Raw genomic sequence first — 22733 nt, forward strand, 5'->3', positions numbered from 1 at the left:
CTTTCTTTACCTACCTATTGGCAGATATTGCAGACTGATATAAAATCTACAGCACAAAAGTAGAAAGTATTTGGCGGTATCTACTTTCATGTAAATGCTCTTACAAGCTGGTGCAGTATTGTTCATCGTCCTTGTTATTTGCGATAAGGAGTAAAGGAGTAGTTGCATGTTGAGGAATGGCATTATTTTTATCCTTGCCCTACTGCTTGGGATACTTGGCTCCTTCATGGCGTGGGCGATCACATGGAGCCTAGAAAACCGTAGTGAAGAAGTGTATGGTTTTACGCAGGATTCGGCTTTGCTTGTCGTCACAGAGCCAGGGAATGCTACTCATCCAGGGGCTGCTACTCATACTGATGCTAATATAGTCCAGCGTTTAACTGAGGTTCTTGCGGAGCATGATTCAGCGCTGATCATGGATAGTGATGGTGCTGATATTGCTGGTCTTGGTGTGATTGATCCGCATGGGGTGTTGGGTTGGCTGCCTGAGGATCATAAGCTGGCGATTCCGGGTGAGCAGAAGCAGATTTACCTCTATACGGATAATTATTGCAAAGCGGAATATGACAAGCATGGTAGTTGCGCTTTAGTGCCGTCGGGTAGCAGCATTGAGGGAGCTATTCCAAAGCCTGTGGCTAACAGTATGTATGAACAGTATCTGTATGTACCAGCTGCTCATGACCCGATACTGAAAGGGAAGTTTCTGCTAACCCATGCCGAAGAATCTCTTGTTACCCAGGTAGGCACTATTTTGCTTAACGACGGTTACGCAGTGGCTTTGGTGCCTGCTCGATCCATAAGGGAGTCTCTGAAAGATGATTCCACGGTGTTGGCTTCGCTTTTACTTTTTGCGGCGGGCATTTTCTTTCTGGCGTTGTATTGGAAAACGCGTATGGAACTTGTGCGTAAAGAGTTGGTGGTTCGGATTAGCACTGGGGCAAAGAAATGGCAGCTTATTCGGCAATTTACTAGGAGACAATTGTATGCAATTGTTCCGGGGTACCTGGTGGGAGCATATCTATTTCCGGTGTTGATTACTGGTATTAGTGATTCCGACGTGCCAGCAGGGATGTTTCAGGTAATTATGGGTACCTGTGCTCTCGGTATTCTATGTGCAGTAGTTGTTTATGTGGGAGTTTTTTCACTATTTCTGCATGATAAGCGAGGTGTCATCAGATGATTCATGAGCTCATTGGTGGTATTCGGCTTGCTTTTTACCACTGGAAACAAAGTATATCTCTCGGGTTGATCTGTTCTGTTGTCGCAGTTGTTTTGTCACTTATTCTCAGTGAAGTTCTTACTCAGGTAGAGGCATTGCATAACGGCAATAATCTGCGTAAGGCTGAGGCTGTTGTATTCAGTTCGGTATATCCGAGCAATGAAGCTTTCTTTAGGAGTGATAAGGAAACACTGTCCATCCTTTCTCATGAGATAGATTCTGGTAATGGATATGCTTCAGTAATAGGTAATGTATATGGCGATGAGGTTGATGAATTTGTAGATATTTTTCACGGGATACATACCATCATTGTCATTGGGCAAGAACCATTCAGATTATTTCCCTCGCTAGGTCAATCCTGTCAAGCACCGTGTATTCTGCGCGGTGCCCAGGCATTACAGGCTGGTTCTGTTGTTGATTTTCATGGCATGGATATTCCAGTTAAAGGTGTATTGCCACAGAGCGTTACGTGGTTTGATCCTTATATGGGGGAGATAAATCTGGATCATCAGCAAATTCTTTTACTGCGCACGGAAGACATTGATGTTTTGACTGAGTATGAGCAAGAAGAATTGATGACTAGAGCTGTGTTTCTTTCACCACCTGAAGAAACAGTGAAGAAATACATATCCTCTGCGCGGGAACATTCACAGCACTATCTCATTCCAGGAACAATATCGGCATCTCAAAAATCAAACGTGGATGAGCTTATGCTTAGATCCGCACTGTATGTTCTTGCTTTGATTGCTTTTAGTGGTCTTGCGTTCTGTGCGTTTTGGGCATCCTTGCGCGATATTATCACAGCGGAGATACGGTCTTTTGTTATTCGTCGTATGTGTGGAGCCCAAGGAGGGCGGATTATGGTGCGGCTTTTGACTTTTATCGCTGCCGCCGCTGTGGTGGTTCCACTGCTAGCTTGCGGGGCTTTGTGGTGTCTCGGACCGCCGATGGATAAGGGTGCCAAAGTAATGGTTGCGGCAATTGTTCTGGTTTATAGTCTTGTGGCGCTATCGGTATGGCGCATCGTGCGTAGAACGGAGTATGTCAGATGAGTGAGCTTCTAGTTCTTGACAGAATTTCCCACACATATAAAACAAAAACTGAGTCTGTGCAGGCGATTCGTGATGTTTCGTTATCGGTTGCTAGTGGTGAGAAAGTTGCGTTGATGGGTCCTTCAGGTTCAGGTAAATCGACGTTGCTTATGATTGCTGGGCTTATGGCAGTACCCAGCAGCGGTGAGGTGGTGATTGGTGGTGCTCCGGCGCCTGTGTCTGAAAAGGACAGGGCAAAGCTGCGTAATGAGTTTTTTGGGTTTGCTCACCAAGAATATGCGGTGGTTGAGTATTTGAGTGCCTGGGAGAATGTTGCTATTCCGTTGGAGTATGCTACGCCTAAAGTGTCTCGTCGTCAGCGACGGGAGCGTGCAGTAGCGGAGCTTGGTCGGTATGGTCTGGAGCATTGTGCTAAGCGACGGGTGTCGGAGTTATCTGGTGGGCAGCGCCAGCGTGTTGGGTTGGCACGGGCGACGGTGACGCGACCAACGTTATTGATTGCTGATGAGCCTACTGCTGCGTTGGATGTGGGTACGCGTGATTCTATTTTGGATTTGTTTGAGACTGTGATGGCAGATGCTGGTGGGGCGCTTATTGCTACGCATGATCCTGTGGTGGCTGAGCGTTGTGACCGTGTGATACAGCTAGGGTGAATACAGTCGGTGTGCGGTGGGTACGCCAAGTTGTCGGCTGAAACTTGCCTAGATTACCGATAGGTTGGTGCGTTTCATTCTGTGCACGTGTGGTATTGCTGGGCAAATATATGAGTGGTACCATTTTTGGTACAACTTAGAGGAGGTTACTATGGCTATCACTGCAACTGAAGCGCGCAAGAATTTGTTTCCACTTATTCAACAAGTGAATGATGATCGAAACCCCGTGGAGATTACTTCTCGGAATGGGGATGCTGTTCTCATTTCACGTGCCGATTATGAATCCCTAGAGGAAACGGCATATCTTCTCCGTGTTCCTGCAAATGCTCAGCATTTGCTTGAGTCTCTTGCGCAGGCTCGTGCTGGTCAGTACGAGGAACATGATCTGATCCGATGAGACTTGTTTTTACTCCTAATGGGTGGGCTGATTATACGTTCTGGCTGAAGGCTGATAGGCAAATACTGAAGCGGATTAATCGGTTGATTGACGATGTGCTTCGTGACCCTACCTCGGGTATCGGCAAGCCTGAACCGCTTCGCCATATGCTTGCGGGTGCATGGTCACGACGGATTACGGATGAACATCGGTTGGTTTATCTCGTTGATGCCGACGATGTTGTTATACTCCAAGCGCGTTTCCACTACAACTAACAAAACTTGTCCAAATTGTCGGCTAAACTTTGTCCAAAGTGTCGGTTGAAATCTCGCCAAATTGTCGGCTAAACTTTGTCCAAAGTGTCGGTTGAAATCTCGCCAAATTGTCGGCTAAACTTTGTCCAAAGTGTCGGTTGAAATCCCGCCAAATTGTCGGATAAGTCTGTGAAGTGGGGAAATGATGAGTCATTATGTGCCCAGAATTGCGGATGAGTGGCTAGATTCTGCACTCAATCGTAGTGGCGGTGTTCTTATCGAAGGGCCTAAAGGCTGCGGTAAAAGTGAAACTGCCCGCCAGAAAGCACACTCTTTCGTGCAGGTAGATATTGATCCCCAAGTACCTCAGCAGTTGGAATTACTACCTCACGCTCTTCTTCAAGGAGCCACTCCGCGTGTGTTTGATGAATGGCAAACATACCCAGATATATGGAATGTGGTGCGGCATGAGATTGATCGTCGTCAGCAAAAAGGTCAGTTCATCCTCACGGGTTCCACAGCTCCGTCTGAGCAGGAGTCACGTCACTCAGGGGCGGGGCGTTTTGCACGTGTCCGGATGAGCACCTTTAGTTTTTATGAGTCAGGTCATTCTACCGGGGAAATTTCGATGCGCGCATTGGTAGACGATGCGGACTATGACCCAGTAGTGACACAGCACTTGGCTTTTCCTGAGCTCATTGAACGGCTCTGTCGGGGTGGTTTCCCAGGAAACCTCGGGTTAGCTTTGGTGGATGCTATGGCTAATAATCGTGATTATCTAGAAACTGTGGCGCATGTGGATGTGCTGAATCTTGATGCAGTACGACGTGACCCCATGCGTGTGATGGCAACATTGCGTTCCTTAGCCAGAGGTGTTGGCACAGAGATGACCACGTCCGCAATGGGCAGTGATGTGGGTGTTACACGGGAAACTGTAGGCAATTATCTCAGTGCATTGGGCAGGATCTTTATTGCTACGGAGCAGCCTGCATGGTCTACTCACCTGCGTTCACGTGCTCGTTTACGTCAAACTCCAAAGCGTCATTTGGCTGATCCGGCTTTGGCTGTGGCTGCTTTGGACGCCAGCCCCGATGCGTTGATGAAAGACTTGGAGTTTGCTGGGCAATTATTTGAGTCTCAGGTGGTGCATGATTTGCAGGTGTTGACTGGTGAGTATATTTCTCATGGGCGGGATAAAGACGGTTTAGAGGTGGATGCTATTTTTACGTCGCAGGGTAGGGCGTGTTTTGTTGAGGTGAAGTTAGGTTCTTCTGGGAGAGTTGTGGATACTGCGGCAGAGAATCTACGTAAGTTTGCGTCTCGTTTTGAGCATGAGAAACCACCGTTGCTACTGGTCATCACGGGTACCGGTATGAGCTATCGACGATCAGATGGTGTCAATGTTGTTTGTTTATCGCACTTGGGCGTGTGAGGTGCTAACAGCTTCTATGTCACAGACAAACCACAACCAGCTACAGCATGCTATGACAAACCACAGCCAGTTATAACACGGCGCAATACAATCCGACTTACGAAGGGTGCATCATTTTTGATATACCAGAGTCGTGAATAAAGATTCTTCATCATTTTCTTCATCGTCATCCATACCATTGAGCGGTTTTATCGGTCTAGCTCTTATCTTCGCTGCTGGCCCTTTGGGGACGGATATGTTCCTTCCGTCTATTCCTGCGATCACGGAAGCGCTTTCGACTGATGCTGCTAGCACTCAGCTGGCGATCACCACGTTCATGATTGGTATGGGGCTGGGTCAGGTTATTTTCGGCCCAGTGTCTGACAAACTCGGTAGACGCCGTTTGTTGATCCTTGGCACCATCCTTGGGTTGGTTGCCAGCGTTGTTTGCTCCTTAGCTTTCAGTATTCACATTCTGATAGCAGCTCGCCTGCTACAGGGTATTGCTGGCGGGATTGGTGCTGTGCTGGTGCGCGCTATTATCACTGATCGTTCTAGCACTGCCGACGCTGCGAAAAGTTTTGCGCTTCTCATGGCTATCAATGGTGTGGCTCCTATTGTGGCTCCACTCATTGGTGGGGTGTTGCATGAGGTCACTGGTTGGCGTGGGGTCTTTTGGGTACTCGCTGTGATTGCGGTGGCGCAGTTGTTTGTGGCGTTGCGTAATCCTGAAAGCCTGCCGGTGGGTAAACGTGCCCAGGGGAGTGTGATGCATACGTATCGCACCATGGGAACCTTGTTGAGTAGACCGGATTTTGTGGGGCATGTGCTGATTTTTGGGTTTGGTTTTGGAACTATGTTTGCTTTTATTGCGGGTTCTTCCGTGGTATTCCAAACGCAATTGGGAATGTCCCCGGTGGTGTATTCCGTGCTTTTTGCTATTAACGCCAGTTCGCTCATTGTGATGAGCGTGTTGAATGTTCGTTTATCTGGTGTGGTGAGTCCGCGTGTATTACAGAAGTGGGGGTTGGCGTTGATTGCCGTTGGTTCCCTTGCGTTATTGCTGGTGGCGTTTCTGCTTACTCCTCATGTGAAAGGTGCAAGTGTTACTGATGGTGAGGCTGCTCCTATCTGGTTCATTATTGTGTGTCTTGTATGTACGGTCATTGCTACTTCAGGCAATGGTTTGTTGATGGCAAACACTACCGTGCTAGCACAGGGTATTGCTGCACGTCAGGCTGGTGCGGGTTCTGCGGTTTTGGGTGCAACGCAGTTCCTGGTTGCGGGGCTTGTGAGTCCAATGGCGGCCTTGGGAGCCGATAAATTGTTGATGCTTGCTGTGACAATGTGTGCCTCAGCAGCGATTGCTCATGTAGGTAATCTGTGCGTCGTACGGGCTGCCTAGGTCAATATTTTTGGTGGGTTTAGGTGCTATGATTTGCCTTTGTGTGTTGAATCCACCCAAGACTAAGCGATACTAAGCCAGCCACACCAACAAAAAATGAAATATCAGTCCACCATATAATCCAGGCTGATGCGTTGCGTTCTATTCCTCTATCTTCGAGTATTCGGTATTCAATGCCATTGGCGATGAGTGAAATTATGAAAGATATAGCAGCAATGGCAATGATGATAATGCTGTATTTAACTATCTTGGTCATAGTGTGCCTCACTTTCAGTGGAGTTTTATTATGCCCCAAGTGTTATGTCTCAGACAAGACCCAATTTTTGATATACCAGAGTGGTGAATAAAAATTCTTCATCATCTTCAATACCACTGAGCGGTTTTATTGCTCATGTGGGTAATCTGTGCGTCGTACGGGCTGCCTAGTTTTAATATTTATGCACCATATGTGTTGTTTTGCTGGGGGATGCGTCGTAAAATTAAGCAATGAGTAGCCGCACACCAGGTAAAACCATTTGGGCACTGTCGCTTGCCACATTCATCAACCGTTCCACGGGTTTCTTGGGTCTTTTCGCAGCGATATTCTTTTCCTCAACTGGAATGAACCAGCAGACCATTGTCATTGCACTGTTTATTGCGGGAATCGCAGGCATTGTTGGTTCTATCCTCGGTGGGCGCTTAGCTGATGTGTGGGGTAAAAACACGGTGCTCATCGTGAGCACTGCTGTGAATATCTGCCTGTTTTTCTTGCTTGGGGTAGTGGATTATTCCCGCACCTGGTGGGTCATTGCCATATCGGCTGCGAGCATTTTGCTGTCCCAGGCTTTTGTGGGCCCAGCATCAGCGCTGGTTGCTGAGTCAGCCAAACCCGAGGAACGGGTTACACGTTTTGCGTTTTACCGCATTTTCGTGAACGTCGGCAGTATTGTTGCTCCTGCTTTGGTGGGGTTAATTGGTAGAGATCATTTCCATACGCTCTTTTTCATTTCTGCGCTTAGCTCGCTCATCGTACCCGTGATTCTTTACGCTGGGCGAGATACGCAGGATACATCACATAAAACTGAATCCCAGGGCTCGCCTGAGGGTGGGGAAACGTCCTCAGCTATTCATTCTGAAAGCGGATTTACCAAGCATATGAGCCTGGCGTTGACGCTGGTTCTTGTGACTATGGCGTGCACAATGGTGATCTATGCGCAGCATCAGAGTGCTGTGCCGCTGCGGCTGGATACCTTTTCTGGTGGTGTGCAATTGTATTCTTTGCTGCTGATTATCAACCCTGTGATTGTGATTGCTGTGGAATATCCGCTGAGCCATCTCATTAAACGCCTTGCAGCAAATACTGCGCTGATGCTGGGTGTTTTCATTATGGCTGTGGGGGTGGCAGTCACTGGCTATTTTGCGGAAAATATGGCACTCGCTATTTTCGGGTGGGTGTTGTTTTCCCTTGGTGAATGTATTTTCGCCCCAATGTCCAATACCTATGTTTCACAATTAGCGTCCGACGCCACCCAATCCGCTGCCCAGGGAAAACTTGCCGCTTTCCAATCTGGTGGGGCAGCGCTTGGTCCCAGTATCGGCAGCTGGATGTTCTTTAACACTCACGACGGTGTGTGGTTGGGCTGTGTGGCATTAAGCATCGTGAGTGTTGTGCTTATACGAATCGCAGGAGGGCTTGCGCAATCGCAGCGAGCGTAAAGCAGTAAGAATCCGGTAGTGGGCATGAGACAGTGACTAGGAAAAGGAGTTTCTAATGGCAACCTTGATAGTAGATCCTTTTAGCTCAGGTGCATATTACCCTGACCTGCTAAAACAAGCCGGAGTGGAGTATTATGTTGTGCGCACTCAACGTTCCCTCGATAGTGGCTTATCCGACGGCACCCCTATTCCCGACCTGTTGGCAGACAATGTTGAACTATCCGATGTTACTCAACTCGTGCAGCTATGCCATGAACACGCCATTGACAGGATCATCATAGGTGCAGAATCAGGTGTGCCCTGTGGTGAAGCACTCAAAATCGAACTCGGACTAGCAGCTAACCTCCCCGACAAAGGACAACGCTTCTGGAATAAACAATGCCTCTACAATTTTCTGTCCGAAAAGAACGTTCGAGTTCCCAAGCAGTGGGCAATTTTCAATGCGGAGGATTTAGCAGGGGATATAGAGGGTGAATCCTGTGCTGGTGTGCTGGCAGATCTCCCGTATCCCGTCGTCGTAAAGCCCGATGTGGGAGCAGGAAGTGTTGGGGTGCGCATAGTGTCCGACGCTAAAGCAGCCCACGCAGCTATCCAAAACATAGTGTCACAGGCAGGGTTCTTCGGCACAACGCCTGCGCGGGCAATTGTGCAGGAATGTGTTTCCGGACGGGAGTACGTCGTGGATACTTTCAGCGAGCATGGCAATCACCACATCAAAGCTATATGCACTTACGATAAGCACCCATCTTCCACAGGCTCTATGGTGTATGACCGCCTGCGCTGGCTCGACGAACACCAGGAGGAAACCGACGTGCTGACTCATTTTGCGCAATCATATCTTGAGGCGCTGAACCATTGGCATGGGGCGGTTCATGCGGAAATGATCATTGATGATCACGGGCCCTGCCTGATTGACTTGGGTGTTCGCCCACATGGTGCTGGGCACCCGCTGAAAACCTTTGCGCTGACAGGGGATTCCCAACTGCACGCTGAGGTGCGGGCTGCGGTGGGGGAGGGCACGGCGGACACTGAGCTGCGTACTGGGGTAGATGCTGGGCCGGAAACGGGGGTGGCGTCGTACCGGCTACTCAAACAAGCCACCATTGAGTTTCTGAGTGTAGATCGGTCGCGCACAATCAAAACAGACGCTAACCCCCAAGAACTTTTAACACTCCCGGGTGTAATCTCCGGGGAAATAAACGCCACACCAGGTACGACGTACCCCGAGACGCACTCCCTGCTGGATTCCGAAGCACTTGGTCTGGTGTTTATTGAACAGGAACGAGCAGGAAGAAGCAATAGCGATGTGCTCCGGAGCGCTTTTGAGGCGATGTTGGAGGGGTAGCTTATATCTTAAAAAGCTTGTAGTATAGATAACACTGGGTATGATATAACTCTGGAAGAGGTGCTTTGATGACTTTGGATATAGACCAAGAAGCAATGACAATTAACCTGACCAAAGCCCGTGAGATTTTAGGCGACATTGTTGCTAGAGCTAGTCATGGTGGTGAAAGAACTTATATTACCCGTAATGGTAAAATTGCGGCAGTAGTTGTACCAGCTGAGCAGATGAAAGAAATAGACCAGCTCCTAGAGCGGCTGGAAGATCTTGAGGATACCATTACAGCACTCGAGTTTGATCTCAACAGGGAAAATGAAAAAACACAACCTCTTAGCGAGTTTATTCGTGAACTCGAAGCAGAAGACAATACCTGAGATAGAGCAAAGCAATGGAGCAGATACTGGTTTACTGCTGCTGTCTTTTCCATTTTTATGCTTTCATTGTGTATTTTCATGTACTGCGATTACCATCATCATCTAATTCGAACCCTACTACGTCGAGAGAATCTTCCAGGTATTGGATATGCTCCTGCTAGTTCTGTGTGAGTTGTCTATATGTAATCCGTGTTCTGATTAGTGCATATAATGAGCGCAAATAATAAATCGGCAGTAATTAACGTCGTTAGTGGAGATGCTAGACAGTTGTGTTTTGGGCAAAATCCCGTGCCTCGCGAACCTAGAGTCTTCACTCCATTACCGGTTTTAGCTAGTGAGAGAAAGTTAACAGATAAGGTGAGTACCGGATTATCTGTTCTTTAGGAGTTCTTACCTTCTTTATATAGAGAGTAGGATTGTACTGCCATAAGAGCGAACAGGGCCCAGAATAGACCTGTACTGTTATTGTGAATGGGTGCCCAGTACACCGCGCCGAATAGTGTTACAACGGCGAGAATGACTGAGAGTGCAAGCCAAAGGGTACGGAGTGTATTGTTCTGAGTCTCGAACATAATATTCAGGGGCTCCTTCTTCAAAAATAGAGAGAGACTAACGTAAAAGCATTTTACCATCGTTTTTTGATGTGCAGGACTGGTGGATTGCTTCAATTGGAGAAGAAGTTAGGTTGATGTATGTTCTATGCTGGTTAACAAAGGAGGGGATGTTTATGAGCACTCTAACAGCAATCGACGTTGCTGCGTATATTGAAAAGAGAGGTTTTGCAGGTAATTCCTGGAAGCTTCAGAAGCTTACTTATTATGCGCAAGCGTGGGTTGGTGCGTGGACTGGTAAGCCTTTGTTTTCTGATGAAATTGAAGCCTGGCGAGATGGTCCTGTGATTAGAGAACTGTACAAAAGTGACCGTTACCATCGTATTGGTGGTGAGCTTGCTGGTGACGTCACAAAGCTAACCGATGCTGATAAAGCAATGATTGATTCCGTGCTGCGGTTTTATGGGCAGAATACAGGTGAGCAACTCATTGAACAGACCCATAGCGAAAAGCCTTGGATTGATAGTCGAGAAGGCTGCGCTCCACACGAGCATTCATCGAGGCTGATTCCATTCTCAGCAATGGTGAAATACTATGCGCAGAAAGCAATGCAGTCTAGAGACGTTCCGAAAGCACCGATTATTGATGTCGCCTTACCTGAGGAAAAGGTAGTTGAGCAGTCTTTTCTTAAGATGGAAGATAAATGGTCTGTAACCCTTGAATGGCTTAAAGACAAGTGACGCACGAATTTCGTCTTGATATAGATGTCGTCATTGCTCGGAATGCAATAATCAATCGAAGTGACGTTGCCTCTTGTTTACTTGATCGTGGAAAACTCGAATCGGCACTAGCAAGACCTTTGCACACTTTTGATAAGGAATTACTCTATCCAACGATTTTCCATAGAGCTGCAGCTTTATTGGAAGGTATTGCAGCTGCTCATGCATTTTATGATGGGAATAAAAGGACTGCGTGGTTGTCATGCAGTGTTTATCTTGAACTTAATGGGATTGATATTGAAGCGGATCCTGTGGAGGCGGGTCAACTTGTTGTGGCTCTCGTAAATCACAAGATTGATGTGGAATACGTTGCGTCATGGCTAATACAGCATATGCAGTAGTATCAATTTCATCTTTTGGTGAGTTGGCTTGTTCTGTAATTAAGTCATCTCCAGCTCAGGTTCTTCCGCCTGAGCTTGTTCCAGAACCTCTTTAGCGGCAGAGAGGTTAATAATTCCAATAACAATTCCAATAATTACATCCGGCCAGATTGATAGCCACACTATTGTGATAATTCCACCCAGAAGTATCAGAATATTGGCAAAAATATCATTACGCGCAGCGAGCCACGCGCCGCGCGCTAAAGCGCCGGAACCATGCCGCAAACGCATAAGTAATAATGCGCTCATCATATTGATGATCATGGCAAAAACGGCTGTGAATGATAATGCAAAAGGCTCAGGTGGATTTCCTGATAGGATTTTCCATATCGCCATTCCAAAAGCGGCAAAAGCGGGAATTAAAATGAGTGCCGCTAACCCAAAACTTGCTTTTCGACGAGCTATCACAGACCACCCTAGAGCTGCAAGAACTAGAAAATTGATGAAGAAATCCTCAAGGAAATCGGCGGCGTCGGCAAAAAGAGAAGCAGAACCAATAAGGCCCGCGATAGTCACTTCTGCCACACAACCCACAAGATTAAGGGCAGCAACAATAGCGACGATTCTGCGTGCTTGTTTGTTGAGAGAATGTGCGGTGAGGTCGTGCTCTGTCATGCTTTCTTAAATTAGCACCGTAGCTAGGATGGTGGTATTTTCGGTTGTTTTGCTGGTAACTTCATTCACTGCACTGATAATTCGTGCAAGCAGGGGATCGGTGACGCTGAATTGTGTATCTGCGTTATATGATACAGCGGTTCCTACGGATTACAGTCACAACATCGGTATCCGACACAACAGGGCGTTCTAGCTACCGAACAAATTTTAGACACACTTTTTGTCCCTTAACCCCCTTAACCCAAAAAACGACCCTGAACTAAAAGCTCAGGATCGGAATTTCTTTTTATTTGCAGGTGATTCCTGCTCAGTAAGCACTACTCTACCGTCTCCACCGTCATAACGTAAACCTGGATACACAAAGACCTCAGCTCAGCTGAGGTCTTTGGATTGATACGCATATGCGCCTGGCATATGCTCCTAGGAGAGATATTAGTAGGAAGGATCCTTGCCTTGGAAAATCAGCAGATGTTAAAGCAGTTGGAGCAGAGGATCGAATATCTGTCTGTCCAGGTTGAACGGCTAATAGAGATGCAACATCCTTATCCATCTCCAATGATGGAGTTCCGAAAGGTTGCGATGTTAACTGGGCTAACCTTCGAGCAGGAAGCACTAGCCCGAAAGCTTCTTGGAGCAGTGCTAGTTTTCCAACGTGACCGAAAAGTGGATATCGAAAAGGGACTGTTGCCTTTCCCGGAGGAAACCATAACGCTATTTAAGGACTATGCCGACGACGGAATGATTGACCACAATCGAATAATAAATTTGTTAAAAACGTTTATTCCAGGTGGCGGTAACGTGGCGCAAGAACTACTCGCGGCTTGGGAAGTATCCCAGTCTGAAATTAGACGGAGTTATGGGCACGACGTGAACTGAATTTGTTACTGCTTCCATGTAGTGTTGACTTCAATGTCTGAACTGTGTATATCGCCATGTGATTACCCTTGGACAGGGTATCTGCGTTTCGAGGGTTGTGTTTGGGCTAGATGTTGTATTAAAATCTCTCTCAACACGACCGGTTCCGCTGCCCGCCTAGGTGGGAGTCCAGGGCCGGTCCCTTTTCTAATCCGGGGGGATTGTAGTGTCTAAATTTTTCACAGATTATAATGAGCAAGTCGAATTACTTGAGAAGCGTGGAATGATTATCGCGGATCCTGAATATGCGGTTCATGTTTTGCGTACACATAGCTATTATCGATTGTCTGGTTACTGGTACCCAATGAGGTCTATGGATCCTATTACTCATTGTAGCCTCGATACTTTTCGAGAAGGTGCAAATTTTGACCTAGTATTAAAACTTTATGATTTTGATGCGCGCCTTCATCAGCTCTAATTTTCTGAAGAGTAATTATGTGATGCATTTATGCTTGCAGGTGAGGGAGTGGGGGCTTGTGCGTCGTATTTTTCATTAGCGGCTAGAACATCATCGCGATGTTCTTCTGCCCACTGACGTATAGCTGCTAGCGGCAGCGCTAAAGAGCGTCCTAGTTCTGTGAGTTCGTATTCGACGCCAACCGGCATGGTTGGGTAAACAGTGCGGGTGATCATGCCGTCTCGTTCTAATGATCGCAAAGTTTGTGTAAGAATTTTAGCCGATATGCCCTGAATATCACGTTTAAGTTGGTTGAAACGTAAAGGGTGTTGGCTGAGTTTGCCGATGATCAGTGCTGTCCATTTATCTGATACTCGGTCAAGGATTTTGCGGCAGGGGCATTGTTGTGAGTAAACATCAGGAGTTTCAGAACAGGCTATAGTTTCCATAAGAAACTAGGTTACTTGTAGGTTGTTAGATTTCCCAAAAGTGCATTCTTGTGGGGCTATGAGCGCTATTGCATTCTTAATGAAGGAAATGCTTAATGCGTTTCAGCGGAATCAACTTCAGCCTTTCTCCTTTCTCATATGAGTTTTTGAGAGGGCTATTAAAGGAGGATTAATGACCATGATGAAACAAGCTCAAATACGACAGTGGGGATCTGTAGATAATTTCGAGTATGTAGACTCTGTAATTCCTGAAGCACTCCCCGGGAGATTAGTAGTGAAGAACTGTGCAGTAGGAATTAATCCCGTTGATTGGAAAACACGCTCTGGGGCAGGGATTTCTGGCATGCTTGCTCTTGACGAGCCTATCGTGCTTGGTTGGGATTTTGCAGGTGAGGTTGTGGCTACTGGGCCTGAGACTACTGGTTATGCTGTTGGTGATCGTATTTTTGGGATGTCTGCATTTCCAGACCTTGGGCATTGCTACGCCGAGTATATCCAGGTGAAAGTCGGAGATGTAGCGAAAATTCCAGAAAATATCAGTTTTGTGGAAGCCGGAGCAGTGCCCTTGGCAGCGTTGACCGCGTATCAGAGTCTGTTTGATATTGCTGGTATTCAGCCTGGACAAAAAGTACTGGTGCAAGGGGGCAGTGGTGGAGTGGGGCATGTAGCAGTACAGCTCGCCAAGGATGCTGGTGCTCAGGTGTGGGCTAGTGCATCTACTCGGAACCAAGAATTTCTGTCCACATTAGGTGCACACCCCATTGATTATAGTCAGGACGACTTTAGTGATTTTGTTGAATATTTCGATATTATTCTGGATACGGTTGGTGGGGAAGTATTCCAAAATTCGTTGAAATTGCTTGCTCAAGGTGGGTGTATTGTGACGTGTCCTGATCCTAGTCAGATTTCAGAAGCGCGTGAACAAGGTTATGACGCGCATTGGGTGTTTGTTCGTCCGGATCGTGTGCAACTTGAAACTATCGCTAAGGCTTTAGGGGAGAAAAAATTGGTTGTTCATATTCAACAGGAATTCCCCTTCAGGGAACTAGCGCAAGCTCATAGATTGGGAGAAGGTGGGCATGTTCGTGGAAAGATTGTGCTTACTTTTTGATGAGAAGTTGAAAAATTTTATTTGAGGGCTGGATTTATTATTCCGGCGCATAATGTGCGTCGGCTTGGAAAACGTTTAAGTTCCTAAAAGAGTCAGGCTTGTAGCAAGAAAATGAAGAAAAAGTAATCACTAAAGGTATTAGGCTGAAAAAGCCCTGTCCTGGTGTGGGTATTTATGCTAGTTTCTCTTTTACATGAACAGTATTCTTTGTGGGAAGGTGGAGGTGTAATTGAGTAATCAGCTTCCTCAGAGCGGTCATTTTGCAGGTGTGAGAAATGAGCAAATACCTGTTTTCTTGCTTATTTCCATCCTTATTAGTGGTGTTTCCACGTTCATGCTCTATCCTCTGCTTACTTTTCGGCTGCTCGATATGGGCTTGAATCTCACAGAGGTTGGAGTGGTGTTGGGAGCTCTATCCGGGACGGGTAAGATCCTGGCGTATCTCATAGGAACCATAAACAGTAGGGTGGGCTCAAAATTAACTGCTTGTATAGGGTTGATTTTGCGGACCGTCGGCATTGCTGTGTTCTTTTTCCAGGTAAATACTTTTATTTATGTTGTATTTGCCGCGCTTGCATCACTAGGCTCAACCGCTACTGCATTGGGGATAAAGACAGAACTCATGCGGCTATCACATAGCCGTAAGTACATTACACTCCGATCAATGGCGATTAACTCCGGCGCTATTGTAGGACCAGCTCTCGGTGCGGCTTTTCATTATTTTTTCCATTTCAACACAATACTCATTGTTTCCATCCTGGCGTATGTATTCTTAGCCTTGCTGCTGGCTATTCTTCCGTTTTCTCAGCCTGAAGCGCAAGCAACCAGTATGGAGAATACTTCCGACGGTAAGGGTAAAGACTCTTTTCTGCTTATTGCTGCTATCGCGGGCATATATTGGATTATCTACTCACAATGGTCGATTATTGTTCCACTTATGTCAGAAAATGTATTTGGTGTGAAGGAAGCGTCGAATGGAATTTATATCGGCAATGCCGTTATTGTTTTGTGTTTGCAGTACCCATTACTGGTTCTTGCGTTGAAAAATGTCGAAGACACGTCGGTCATGCTCTTGGGCTTTAGCAGTTTCATTATTGCGTTTGGCGTTTTGCTGCCATTCTCAAGTATGGCGCAACCATTACTATTCTGTTTATTCTTCTCCATCGGAGAATTGCTGGTCAGTCCGACGATAGATTCATTAGCGGCAAAGTTGGCACCTTCACATATGGGTTTAACTAAAGTCTATGGAATGCTAGATTCTGCTGCTGGAATATGTGCGATTATTGGTTCTTCATTAGGTGGAGCGCTCATAGAACGGTGGCATAGTCTGCAAGGTTCAGTAATTGTATGCGTACCTGTTGCTGCCTTATCCCTTATCTTTATTTCGGTGATTAAGCGAAGAGTTAAAAGTATATGAAAAAGATCTATGTTATCAATCCCCGCCCTGTAGTTATTGATGCTGCCTGTGACAATGGGCTTATTGTAACTGTTCTTGTCGATAATGATACATCTGCTAATGAACTCGAAGAGAAAGCTCGAATATTGAAGGTAGCTAATTGTAGCGACCCTATCCTCATCATCGACACAATGCTGAAAGATGGGGTAAATTTTGGAGATCTTGAGACTATTTGCCTGGGGCTGGGGGATCTTTCGAGTGAAGTGGCGAGCATGGTAAATGCTTCACTTTGCTTATCGACAAGTAAGTTTGCCACGTTCCAATCATTAGAAATGATGCGTAACAAGCTCATGCTACGTGAAGCTATGGGAAAAACTTGTGCGCAATATTCTGGAGAGTTTTGTAAGGCTTACGACGCGTCGGATGTTCTCAATATGCTCTCTAGTTCTTCGAGTGGAATTATTATCAAGCCTATTGATAGCTCAGGATCAAAGAATGTTCATTCGGTAGTATCTATAGAACAGTGGGATGATATTTCTTCCTCAATTAAGTACCCAGTATTGGTAGAAGAAAGATTTATTGGTCGGGAGTATTCCGTCGAAAGTATTAGTATTGATGGAAAACATCAAAACCTTATGGTTACACAGAAAACTCTCGGCGGTGAGACAGGTCTGGTTGAGGTTGCCCAGCTCCAACCTGCATCCCTTTCTGAGAGTGAACGTCAGGGACTGTTCACGGCAGCTCAGGCTATCCTTGACCTGGTTGGATACCGTTTCGGATTATCGCATATAGAGTTCATTCTTCAACAGGGAAAGCCGAAGCTAGTTGAAGCACATGGTCGAGTTGGGGGTGACAGGATAGCTGATCTGCTGAAGTACAGTACTGGTGCTAGCGCTTTTGAGCGTTTAATGGTTGCGTTGAAAAAAGGTATCCATCTTCCTGTGAAGGAAACGAAAATTCGGGCTTGTATCGAATATATTGATCTAAGAAATTGCTTGCAAAGCGATGAACAATGGCATGAGCGTATGTGGGAATGCGAAGATGTAGTAGAAACTATGATCCTGAAGCCTCAGGAAGAACGCTTAAAAATAGAAAAATCTTCTGACAGACACGCATACGTTATAAAAGTCACTTCCGAAGAATAATCTTGGTGAAAGTACCTGAATTTCTAAAGTTCGATGTAGCACGATTAGATGAAGAATTGTCAGGAGTTGATGACGCATGGCTGAGCAAACTCCAGTACAGGCTCCTTGTAATGCTAGGTGTGAGGGGAAGTGGCGCTGAATTGTGACTTAGCGCAAGTGCTGAATATGCTGAATAATTAAAACAACTTCTATGTGCTATGGCGGTAGGGGGATTTTTCCCATGATGTTGTTGAAAAATAGAACCCCAGAGTTCTTAATAGGGGCAAATGTATTAGCAGATGCGTTTGCGACGGCATTTTTTAGCGCTGGTATTGGGTATGTGATTGTTGAAGTGGGAATCATTAATTTTTCCCAAGCAATGAACGCTATTGGATTAGGTCTACTAGCAGGGTCTTTTTCTTCTTTAATCCTTGGTCGGGTAGCAGACCAAGTAGGAACTAGAAAATTGTTATCCATTGTGCAAGTTCTTCAGATAAGTACCTATCTCATATTTGGGTATTCTACTTCTCAGAGCACCTTAATTATTTCGATAGTTACCATCTTTTTCCTGGGGCGATTAGTCTCGCCGTTGCGTGGTGCTCTCCCGCCGCGTTTTATGGATAGAGCTACCATCATTGTGTATAAAACGCGACTGAGAACTTTGACTTTGATAACAATCTTATGTGCAGGTGGGGCAGTATCTGCTGTGACTATTATGAATTGGCGGATAAAAGTCTTTGCGGTAGCTATCGGGGTGGGGTGCTATCTTTTGTGTCTTTTGAGTACGACGGCATTGTCTTGGTGTTCTGAACTGCCACGTCAGCGCACTCCTCAGTGGTTTGGTGTTAGAACCGATGCGGTTTTGGCTAGCTCGGAATGGGGAATGTGGGTCTATTTATTGTTCACCTTTAGTGTTGTTGCTATCGGTGTGGCTCTGATTCCTTTTGTGGTGGCGCACGCAGGTAAGCAGGTGTCTTGGTTGCTATTAGCGTCGTCAGTGATTGGTATAGTGATCAACTTTGCTGTGCATCGCGGGATTCTTAAGAATGGGCAATTAGATAGGGGGTTGGATCGACGATTAAGAAATTCTCTGATCCTTGTGGTGAGTATTCTTCTGGCTAGTGTGGCGATAGCTTTGCTGATGGTGTTGCATTTGGCGCAGGCAGGAGTGTTGGTCTTTGTTTTGCTCATGCTTGTTGTGTTTGTGTTGGCTCATTGTGGGCAGACTTTAGCCACGGTTGTTGCATGGGATATTCAATATAGTGCTGGGAATGAGAAGGACAGAGCGTATATTGTTGCACTCTTTTCTCTTACATCGTCGTTAGGTGCTGGAACTGCGCAATTCTTAGCTTCGTACCTGTTTCATACTATCCACTAATTTTATTGGTACCACTCAGTGCTGACTTTGCTGCCAGCAATGGAAATGGAACTTGTGTACTAGATTGCGGGTTAGTTTATGTTCCACATAATTTCCACTGGTTCCGTAGGTATCTTTGTGTTTTTCTAAGCGTCGCTTGCTATAAAACACTCAGTAACTCTTGTGCGTGTAGATTTTCTGTATTTTAATGTATTTTATGGAAGCAAATGAACAACAATCGGTGTTTCCAGTGGTTCTGCTGGTATTGGGTTTTGCGTTAGCTATTGTGGCGATCGTGACTGTCCCATCGCTTTTTAGTCATGATGCCGCTACTGCGTGGTCGGTATTCGTTGGGTCGCTTATTGCGTCTCTGGGATCTTTATTTATTGCCAGAAAATCTATCCATATTAAATAGTTTTCTGGAAAACTTAATCCTGACCAACTGAAAGGATGGATAGTAATGCGAAAAGTTCCTTTTTATGCGCTGCTAATGGCATGGATTGCTCTTTTCCTGTCGGTAGCTATCTATTTTTGGCTGGGCGACGGCGCGCCGATGATTTTTATGACTGCGATGGTGGCACTGAGTGTTAGTGGCGCCTATGTCATTAGTCATAAAAATGCTTAATCAGTGTGAAAGCTGGGCTACCCCACAGCAACCCAGCTTTTCATAATCAATCCAATCTTCAGTGCCCCACCCCACCAAAACCCAACTTTCCTCTCGCATAACAGCCTTTCCTACCCCATAACAACTCTGTGGGATAATAACCAACGATGAAACATAACGCGTGGCAGCGCCGTGAGTCGTCGGGTGTATCTTCCGCGACGGGCCACGGCAAGAAAAACCTGGGCACCACATCTAGCAGCCCTTTTACCTCATTCATCGTCACCCCGCGCCCGTTACCTAGCCCTTATGAATCTCGCTGGTTGGCGCGTATTGCATTTTCCCAGCGCCCCTGGAGCATTATTGCTTCGGTGTGCGTGCTCATTGGTTTCTTATGCAATGCAACGGTGCCGGTTATCGTTGGGCGTGCGATCGACCAAGCCATCGCCACCTCGGAATTAACACCCCTCATTCGCTGGATTGTGGCACTCCTGTTGGTGTTTACCTGCAACGCCACAGCCATGTTCCTGGGGCGTTTTCTGTTGGAGCGTTCCACCCTTAACCTGAATCATCAGTTGCGCATGGCGGTGACGGATCGGATTCAAGACCCACGCGGTATGGAGCCGCAGCGTTCCGCAGGTACCTTATTATCTATTGCTAGTACGGATACAACGCGTGTGGCTCAGGTACTGATGCTCACTGTTTTCCCCGTGGCGGAAATTGGTTCTTTGTTGTACACCAGCATGATGATTCTCCTTATTTATCCGCCGCTGGGTGTGGCCGTGTTGCTTGCCGGCCCGATGGTGGTGATGATTGCTTTGCGCGCAGCGCGTCCTTTGCGTGCGCGTTCGGGTGCGAAGCAGCGGGCATTAGCGAAGGCCGCTGCAATGGCAACGGATGTGGTGCAGGGTTTGCGTGTCCTTAAAGGTTTGGGTGCCGTGGGTACGGTTCAGCGTCGGTATCGCGGAGTATCTGATGATGCGTATTCTGCGACGATCCATGCCGACGCCGCCCAGGCAGGCCTCAACATCACCACCGAGTTCACGGGTGCGGTGTATGTGGCGTTGGTGGGAATGTTCGCTGGTTGGTTGGGGTTGCGCGGTCATATCTCTATCGGGGAGTTGATCACGGTGGTTGGTTTAACCCAGTTCATCATCACTCCCATGACTATGCTGGGGAAAAACATTTCCTCCCGCTTGGCTGTAGCGAGTGCCTCTGCTGAACGCGTGGTGAGTGTGCTCACGGCACAGCCTCAGTACGATGAACCCGCAACCCTCGACCATGCCCGTCGCATACAGCAGCAATTATCTGCTGGTGTGACTGTTATTCATCCGGATGCTGCCCCAGAGTATGTGCAATTGCTGGATAATCTGCCGAAGTCCATTGCCGTGGTGGTTCCGCATGAGGCTGATCTGTTTGACGGCACCGTCGCTGATAATGTCCACCCGAACCCGGAGGTAGCGCAGCGCGCGTTGGCGGCGGCGAGCTGCTCCGATATTCCTGGCGGCGCGTCGAAGCGTGTGGGGGAGGGCGGCAGGATGCTCTCTGGTGGGCAGCGTCAGCGTGTTGCGTTAGCGCGTGCCTTGGCTGCCGATCCGCCGATTTTGATGCTTCAAGACCCCACATCGGCGGTGGATTCTATGACAGAGGCGCGCATTGTGTGCTGTGTTCTACCAAAATTGACATCGAACATAACAACGAACACCCCGTTCTTCATGTCGGGGGAGGTTTTTACAATTTAAGACATGACAACCACAGACATCATTAACCAAGTCAAAGAGATAATTTCCACAGTCACACCAGAAGAACGACAACACTTGATTGAACAGCTGGAGCAGTTGTTTCACGAGCCAGAGTATGGTGAGATTCTGTCACAATGTCCACGCTGCGAGTGTGATTCCGTTGTGCGCAAAGGCACATCAAAGGGCGGGCAACGCTATTTGTGTAAAGGGTGCCAGCGCACCTTTGGACACTCCACAAACAAAGTTCTCAAAACCTCCAAACTGTCTTTAGAGACATGGAGGAAGTTCGCTGAATGTTTTATCGACGGTGTAAGTGTTCGTCGTAGTGCCGAACGCTGGGTTGCTGTTGCCACTGCTTTCTTTATGCGGCACCGTGTTCTTGAGCTGGTTGAGAAAAATGCTAAAAAAGTTACGGTGAACAGGGGAAACTTAGCTTATATCGATGAAACGTTTTTCCCTATTAACTATAAGGGGGCAGCTGTGCCTGATGGTGTTAAAGCTAAAAAGCGCGGCGGGTTAAGGAAGGGGAAAAGTCAGTCAAGGTTGTTGGTTTGTGTGGTTATGGGCGTGACATCTACGGGAAGTATTTTCCATCAAATTGCTGGATACAGTAGTATTTCTAAAAATACCGCCCGCCTAGCCCTTGGTGACATTGTTACGTCTGGTTGCACTGTTATCACGGACAAAGGTTCAGGCTATGTTTCAGCGCTAGAAGAACTTGGTGCTACCCACAGGGCTTATCATTCTAAAGATGACCGCGGCAAACTTGCGCCAATCAACGCACTGCACTCTAAAACCAAACGGTTTATGAGGCGTTTTAGCAGTGTCGCCTCCAAGAACCTACACCGCTATCTATCATGGATGGAATGGATCGACAACAACACAGAACGTGAAACGCTGGATATTCTACGCCAATCCACATACACAGTTCATCGTTGCTCTATGAATAGTGAGCATATCCACCAATGGATGATCTAACACGACGAACCATTACAGGCATGATGTAGCACGTAAAACGCCATAAACAAAGCTGGTTAATGTGCAGGAATCCTTGCTGGGATAAATGGTTGTGATACGTGGTAACTACACAACGTTATAGAAGCAATCATAGGTATGCGAAAAAAGGGAATGCCTAAAGCATTGAGTATCAATACAGTGCCTGCGCCAACCCACCGTTGGGGTTTAATGCCCTCCTTTTAGCACCAATCATATTATTAGGTTTCGGCAACTCTTGGGCAGTTGCGGTAATTTTTCTCATTCAATCACTGTTCGTGCAGGTGAGGGGGTTTATTGTTAGTCTATGTCAATTTTGGTAGAACACAGCACGCATTGTGGAGGGTGTGGTGAATGCCCGCCGGGGTAAAACCACCATTGTGGTGTCCCAAGCACCGGCATGGAGGGCACAGCAACAGGAGCAATCGCAGGAACAACAATGCCTGACAGGGCACCGCACTGACGAGCGGAGGACACAGCAGTGACACAGCACGCGCCACAACACAGTGCGCACCATGCAGTACAACATAGTGGGCACCGCA

The 22733-nt window shown here is 47.0% G+C and carries 26 protein-coding genes; 23 read left to right on the forward strand and 3 right to left on the reverse strand.

Annotation, left to right across the window (positions count from 1 at the left end):
- Positions 1 to 166: 166 nt before the first annotated feature.
- From FQV43_RS00490 to FQV43_RS00520, 7 genes are all read left to right on the forward strand, one after another.
- On the forward strand, positions 167 to 1180 hold the full coding sequence (locus FQV43_RS00490) for an ABC transporter permease (protein ID WP_146338105.1): 1014 nt from the start codon (positions 167 to 169) through the stop codon (positions 1178 to 1180).
- A complete protein-coding gene (locus FQV43_RS00495; protein ID WP_146338107.1) occupies positions 1177 to 2271 on the forward strand; it encodes a hypothetical protein in 1095 nt (364 codons plus the stop codon). The genes FQV43_RS00490 and FQV43_RS00495 overlap by 4 nt, the downstream gene beginning before the upstream one ends.
- Positions 2268 to 2924, forward strand: coding sequence for an ABC transporter ATP-binding protein (locus FQV43_RS00500; RefSeq protein WP_146338109.1), 657 nt, complete (start codon positions 2268 to 2270; stop codon positions 2922 to 2924). The genes FQV43_RS00495 and FQV43_RS00500 overlap by 4 nt, the downstream gene beginning before the upstream one ends.
- 151 nt (positions 2925 to 3075) lie before the next feature.
- A complete protein-coding gene (locus FQV43_RS00505) occupies positions 3076 to 3321 on the forward strand; it encodes a type II toxin-antitoxin system Phd/YefM family antitoxin (RefSeq protein WP_144273631.1) in 246 nt (81 codons plus the stop codon).
- Complete coding sequence (locus tag FQV43_RS00510; RefSeq protein ID WP_146338111.1) at positions 3318 to 3575, forward strand: Txe/YoeB family addiction module toxin; 258 nt, start codon at positions 3318 to 3320, stop codon at positions 3573 to 3575. Before FQV43_RS00505 ends, FQV43_RS00510 begins: the two co-directional genes overlap by 4 nt.
- A 181-nt stretch (positions 3576 to 3756) precedes the next feature.
- A complete protein-coding gene (locus tag FQV43_RS00515) occupies positions 3757 to 4986 on the forward strand; it encodes an ATP-binding protein (RefSeq protein WP_146338113.1) in 1230 nt (409 codons plus the stop codon).
- Between the two features lie 133 nt (positions 4987 to 5119).
- A complete protein-coding gene (locus tag FQV43_RS00520) occupies positions 5120 to 6370 on the forward strand; it encodes a multidrug effflux MFS transporter (protein ID WP_146338115.1) in 1251 nt (416 codons plus the stop codon).
- 19 nt (positions 6371 to 6389) lie between these two features.
- On the opposite strand, the gene FQV43_RS00525 is transcribed toward FQV43_RS00520, so the two are convergent.
- Positions 6390 to 6626 carry a hypothetical protein gene (locus FQV43_RS00525; protein ID WP_146338117.1) on the reverse strand — a complete coding sequence of 79 codons (237 nt, stop codon included), beginning with the start codon at positions 6624 to 6626 and terminating at the stop codon, positions 6390 to 6392.
- A 230-nt stretch (positions 6627 to 6856) separates the two neighbouring features.
- Here FQV43_RS00525 and FQV43_RS00530 point away from each other — a divergent pair, with 230 nt between their 5' ends.
- From FQV43_RS00530 to FQV43_RS00550, 5 genes are all read left to right on the forward strand, one after another.
- On the forward strand, positions 6857 to 8065 hold the full coding sequence (locus tag FQV43_RS00530) for an MFS transporter (protein ID WP_146338119.1): 1209 nt from the start codon (positions 6857 to 6859) through the stop codon (positions 8063 to 8065).
- 55 nt (positions 8066 to 8120) lie between these two features.
- Entirely contained in the window at positions 8121 to 9410 is a 1290-nt protein-coding gene (locus FQV43_RS00535) for an ATP-grasp domain-containing protein (RefSeq protein WP_146338120.1), read from the forward strand.
- 68 nt (positions 9411 to 9478) lie between these two features.
- Positions 9479 to 9781, forward strand: a complete 303-nt coding sequence (locus FQV43_RS00540) for a type II toxin-antitoxin system Phd/YefM family antitoxin (RefSeq protein ID WP_146338122.1) — start codon at positions 9479 to 9481, stop codon at positions 9779 to 9781.
- A 727-nt stretch (positions 9782 to 10508) separates the two neighbouring features.
- Positions 10509 to 11072: a Panacea domain-containing protein gene (locus FQV43_RS00545; protein WP_168194999.1), complete on the forward strand. Its 564-nt coding sequence runs from the start codon at positions 10509 to 10511 to the stop codon at positions 11070 to 11072.
- Complete coding sequence (locus tag FQV43_RS00550) at positions 11069 to 11452, forward strand: type II toxin-antitoxin system death-on-curing family toxin (protein WP_144273641.1); 384 nt, start codon at positions 11069 to 11071, stop codon at positions 11450 to 11452. The genes FQV43_RS00545 and FQV43_RS00550 overlap by 4 nt, the downstream gene beginning before the upstream one ends.
- A gap of 39 nt (positions 11453 to 11491) precedes the next feature.
- Here FQV43_RS00550 and FQV43_RS00555 read toward each other — a convergent pair whose 3' ends face one another.
- A complete protein-coding gene (locus tag FQV43_RS00555; protein WP_146338124.1) occupies positions 11492 to 12106 on the reverse strand; it encodes a cation transporter in 615 nt (204 codons plus the stop codon).
- A 663-nt stretch (positions 12107 to 12769) separates the two neighbouring features.
- Here FQV43_RS00555 and FQV43_RS00560 point away from each other — a divergent pair.
- Entirely contained in the window at positions 12770 to 12982 is a 213-nt protein-coding gene (locus tag FQV43_RS00560) for a hypothetical protein (RefSeq protein ID WP_168195000.1), read from the forward strand.
- Between the two features lie 262 nt (positions 12983 to 13244).
- Entirely contained in the window at positions 13245 to 13439 is a 195-nt protein-coding gene (locus FQV43_RS10260; RefSeq protein ID WP_146338128.1) for an Abi family protein, read from the forward strand.
- Here FQV43_RS10260 and FQV43_RS00570 read toward each other — a convergent pair.
- Positions 13436 to 13867 (reverse strand): helix-turn-helix domain-containing protein, encoded by a 432-nt coding sequence (locus FQV43_RS00570; protein ID WP_146338130.1) that lies wholly within the window; start codon positions 13865 to 13867, stop codon positions 13436 to 13438. The two genes, FQV43_RS10260 and FQV43_RS00570, sit on opposite strands and share 4 nt — an antisense overlap.
- Positions 13868 to 14039: 172 nt before the next feature.
- On the opposite strand from FQV43_RS00570, the gene FQV43_RS00575 reads away from it, so the two are divergent.
- The 9 genes from FQV43_RS00575 to FQV43_RS10235 all read left to right on the forward strand — a co-directional run bounded on the left by FQV43_RS00575 (position 14040) and on the right by FQV43_RS10235 (position 22676).
- Positions 14040 to 14978 carry an NADP-dependent oxidoreductase gene (locus FQV43_RS00575; RefSeq protein ID WP_146338132.1) on the forward strand — a complete coding sequence of 313 codons (939 nt, stop codon included), beginning with the start codon at positions 14040 to 14042 and terminating at the stop codon, positions 14976 to 14978.
- 229 nt (positions 14979 to 15207) lie between these two features.
- Positions 15208 to 16395: an MFS transporter gene (locus FQV43_RS00580; protein WP_146338134.1), complete on the forward strand. Its 1188-nt coding sequence runs from the start codon at positions 15208 to 15210 to the stop codon at positions 16393 to 16395.
- Complete coding sequence (locus FQV43_RS00585) at positions 16392 to 17519, forward strand: acetyl-CoA carboxylase biotin carboxylase subunit family protein (protein WP_146338136.1); 1128 nt, start codon at positions 16392 to 16394, stop codon at positions 17517 to 17519. The genes FQV43_RS00580 and FQV43_RS00585 overlap by 4 nt, the downstream gene beginning before the upstream one ends.
- A gap of 220 nt (positions 17520 to 17739) precedes the next feature.
- A complete protein-coding gene (locus tag FQV43_RS00590; protein ID WP_146338138.1) occupies positions 17740 to 18876 on the forward strand; it encodes a hypothetical protein in 1137 nt (378 codons plus the stop codon).
- A gap of 196 nt (positions 18877 to 19072) precedes the next feature.
- Positions 19073 to 19270 carry a hypothetical protein gene (locus FQV43_RS00595; protein ID WP_146338140.1) on the forward strand — a complete coding sequence of 66 codons (198 nt, stop codon included), beginning with the start codon at positions 19073 to 19075 and terminating at the stop codon, positions 19268 to 19270.
- A gap of 45 nt (positions 19271 to 19315) precedes the next feature.
- Complete coding sequence (locus FQV43_RS10085; RefSeq protein WP_168195002.1) at positions 19316 to 19480, forward strand: hypothetical protein; 165 nt, start codon at positions 19316 to 19318, stop codon at positions 19478 to 19480.
- A gap of 146 nt (positions 19481 to 19626) precedes the next feature.
- Positions 19627 to 21198 (forward strand): ABC transporter ATP-binding protein, encoded by a 1572-nt coding sequence (locus FQV43_RS10150; RefSeq protein WP_146338141.1) that lies wholly within the window; start codon positions 19627 to 19629, stop codon positions 21196 to 21198.
- A gap of 3 nt (positions 21199 to 21201) precedes the next feature.
- The gene (locus FQV43_RS00605) at positions 21202 to 22176 is read left to right on the forward strand and encodes an IS1595 family transposase (protein ID WP_146338143.1); all 975 of its coding nucleotides are present in this window, start codon (positions 21202 to 21204) and stop codon (positions 22174 to 22176) included.
- 365 nt (positions 22177 to 22541) lie between these two features.
- Positions 22542 to 22676 (forward strand): hypothetical protein, encoded by a 135-nt coding sequence (locus tag FQV43_RS10235; RefSeq protein WP_256371491.1) that lies wholly within the window; start codon positions 22542 to 22544, stop codon positions 22674 to 22676.
- Positions 22677 to 22733: the final 57 nt, after the last annotated feature.

The sequence above is a fragment of the Corynebacterium sp. sy039 genome (genome assembly GCF_007904105.1).
Lineage (GTDB): Bacteria > Actinomycetota > Actinomycetes > Mycobacteriales > Mycobacteriaceae > Corynebacterium.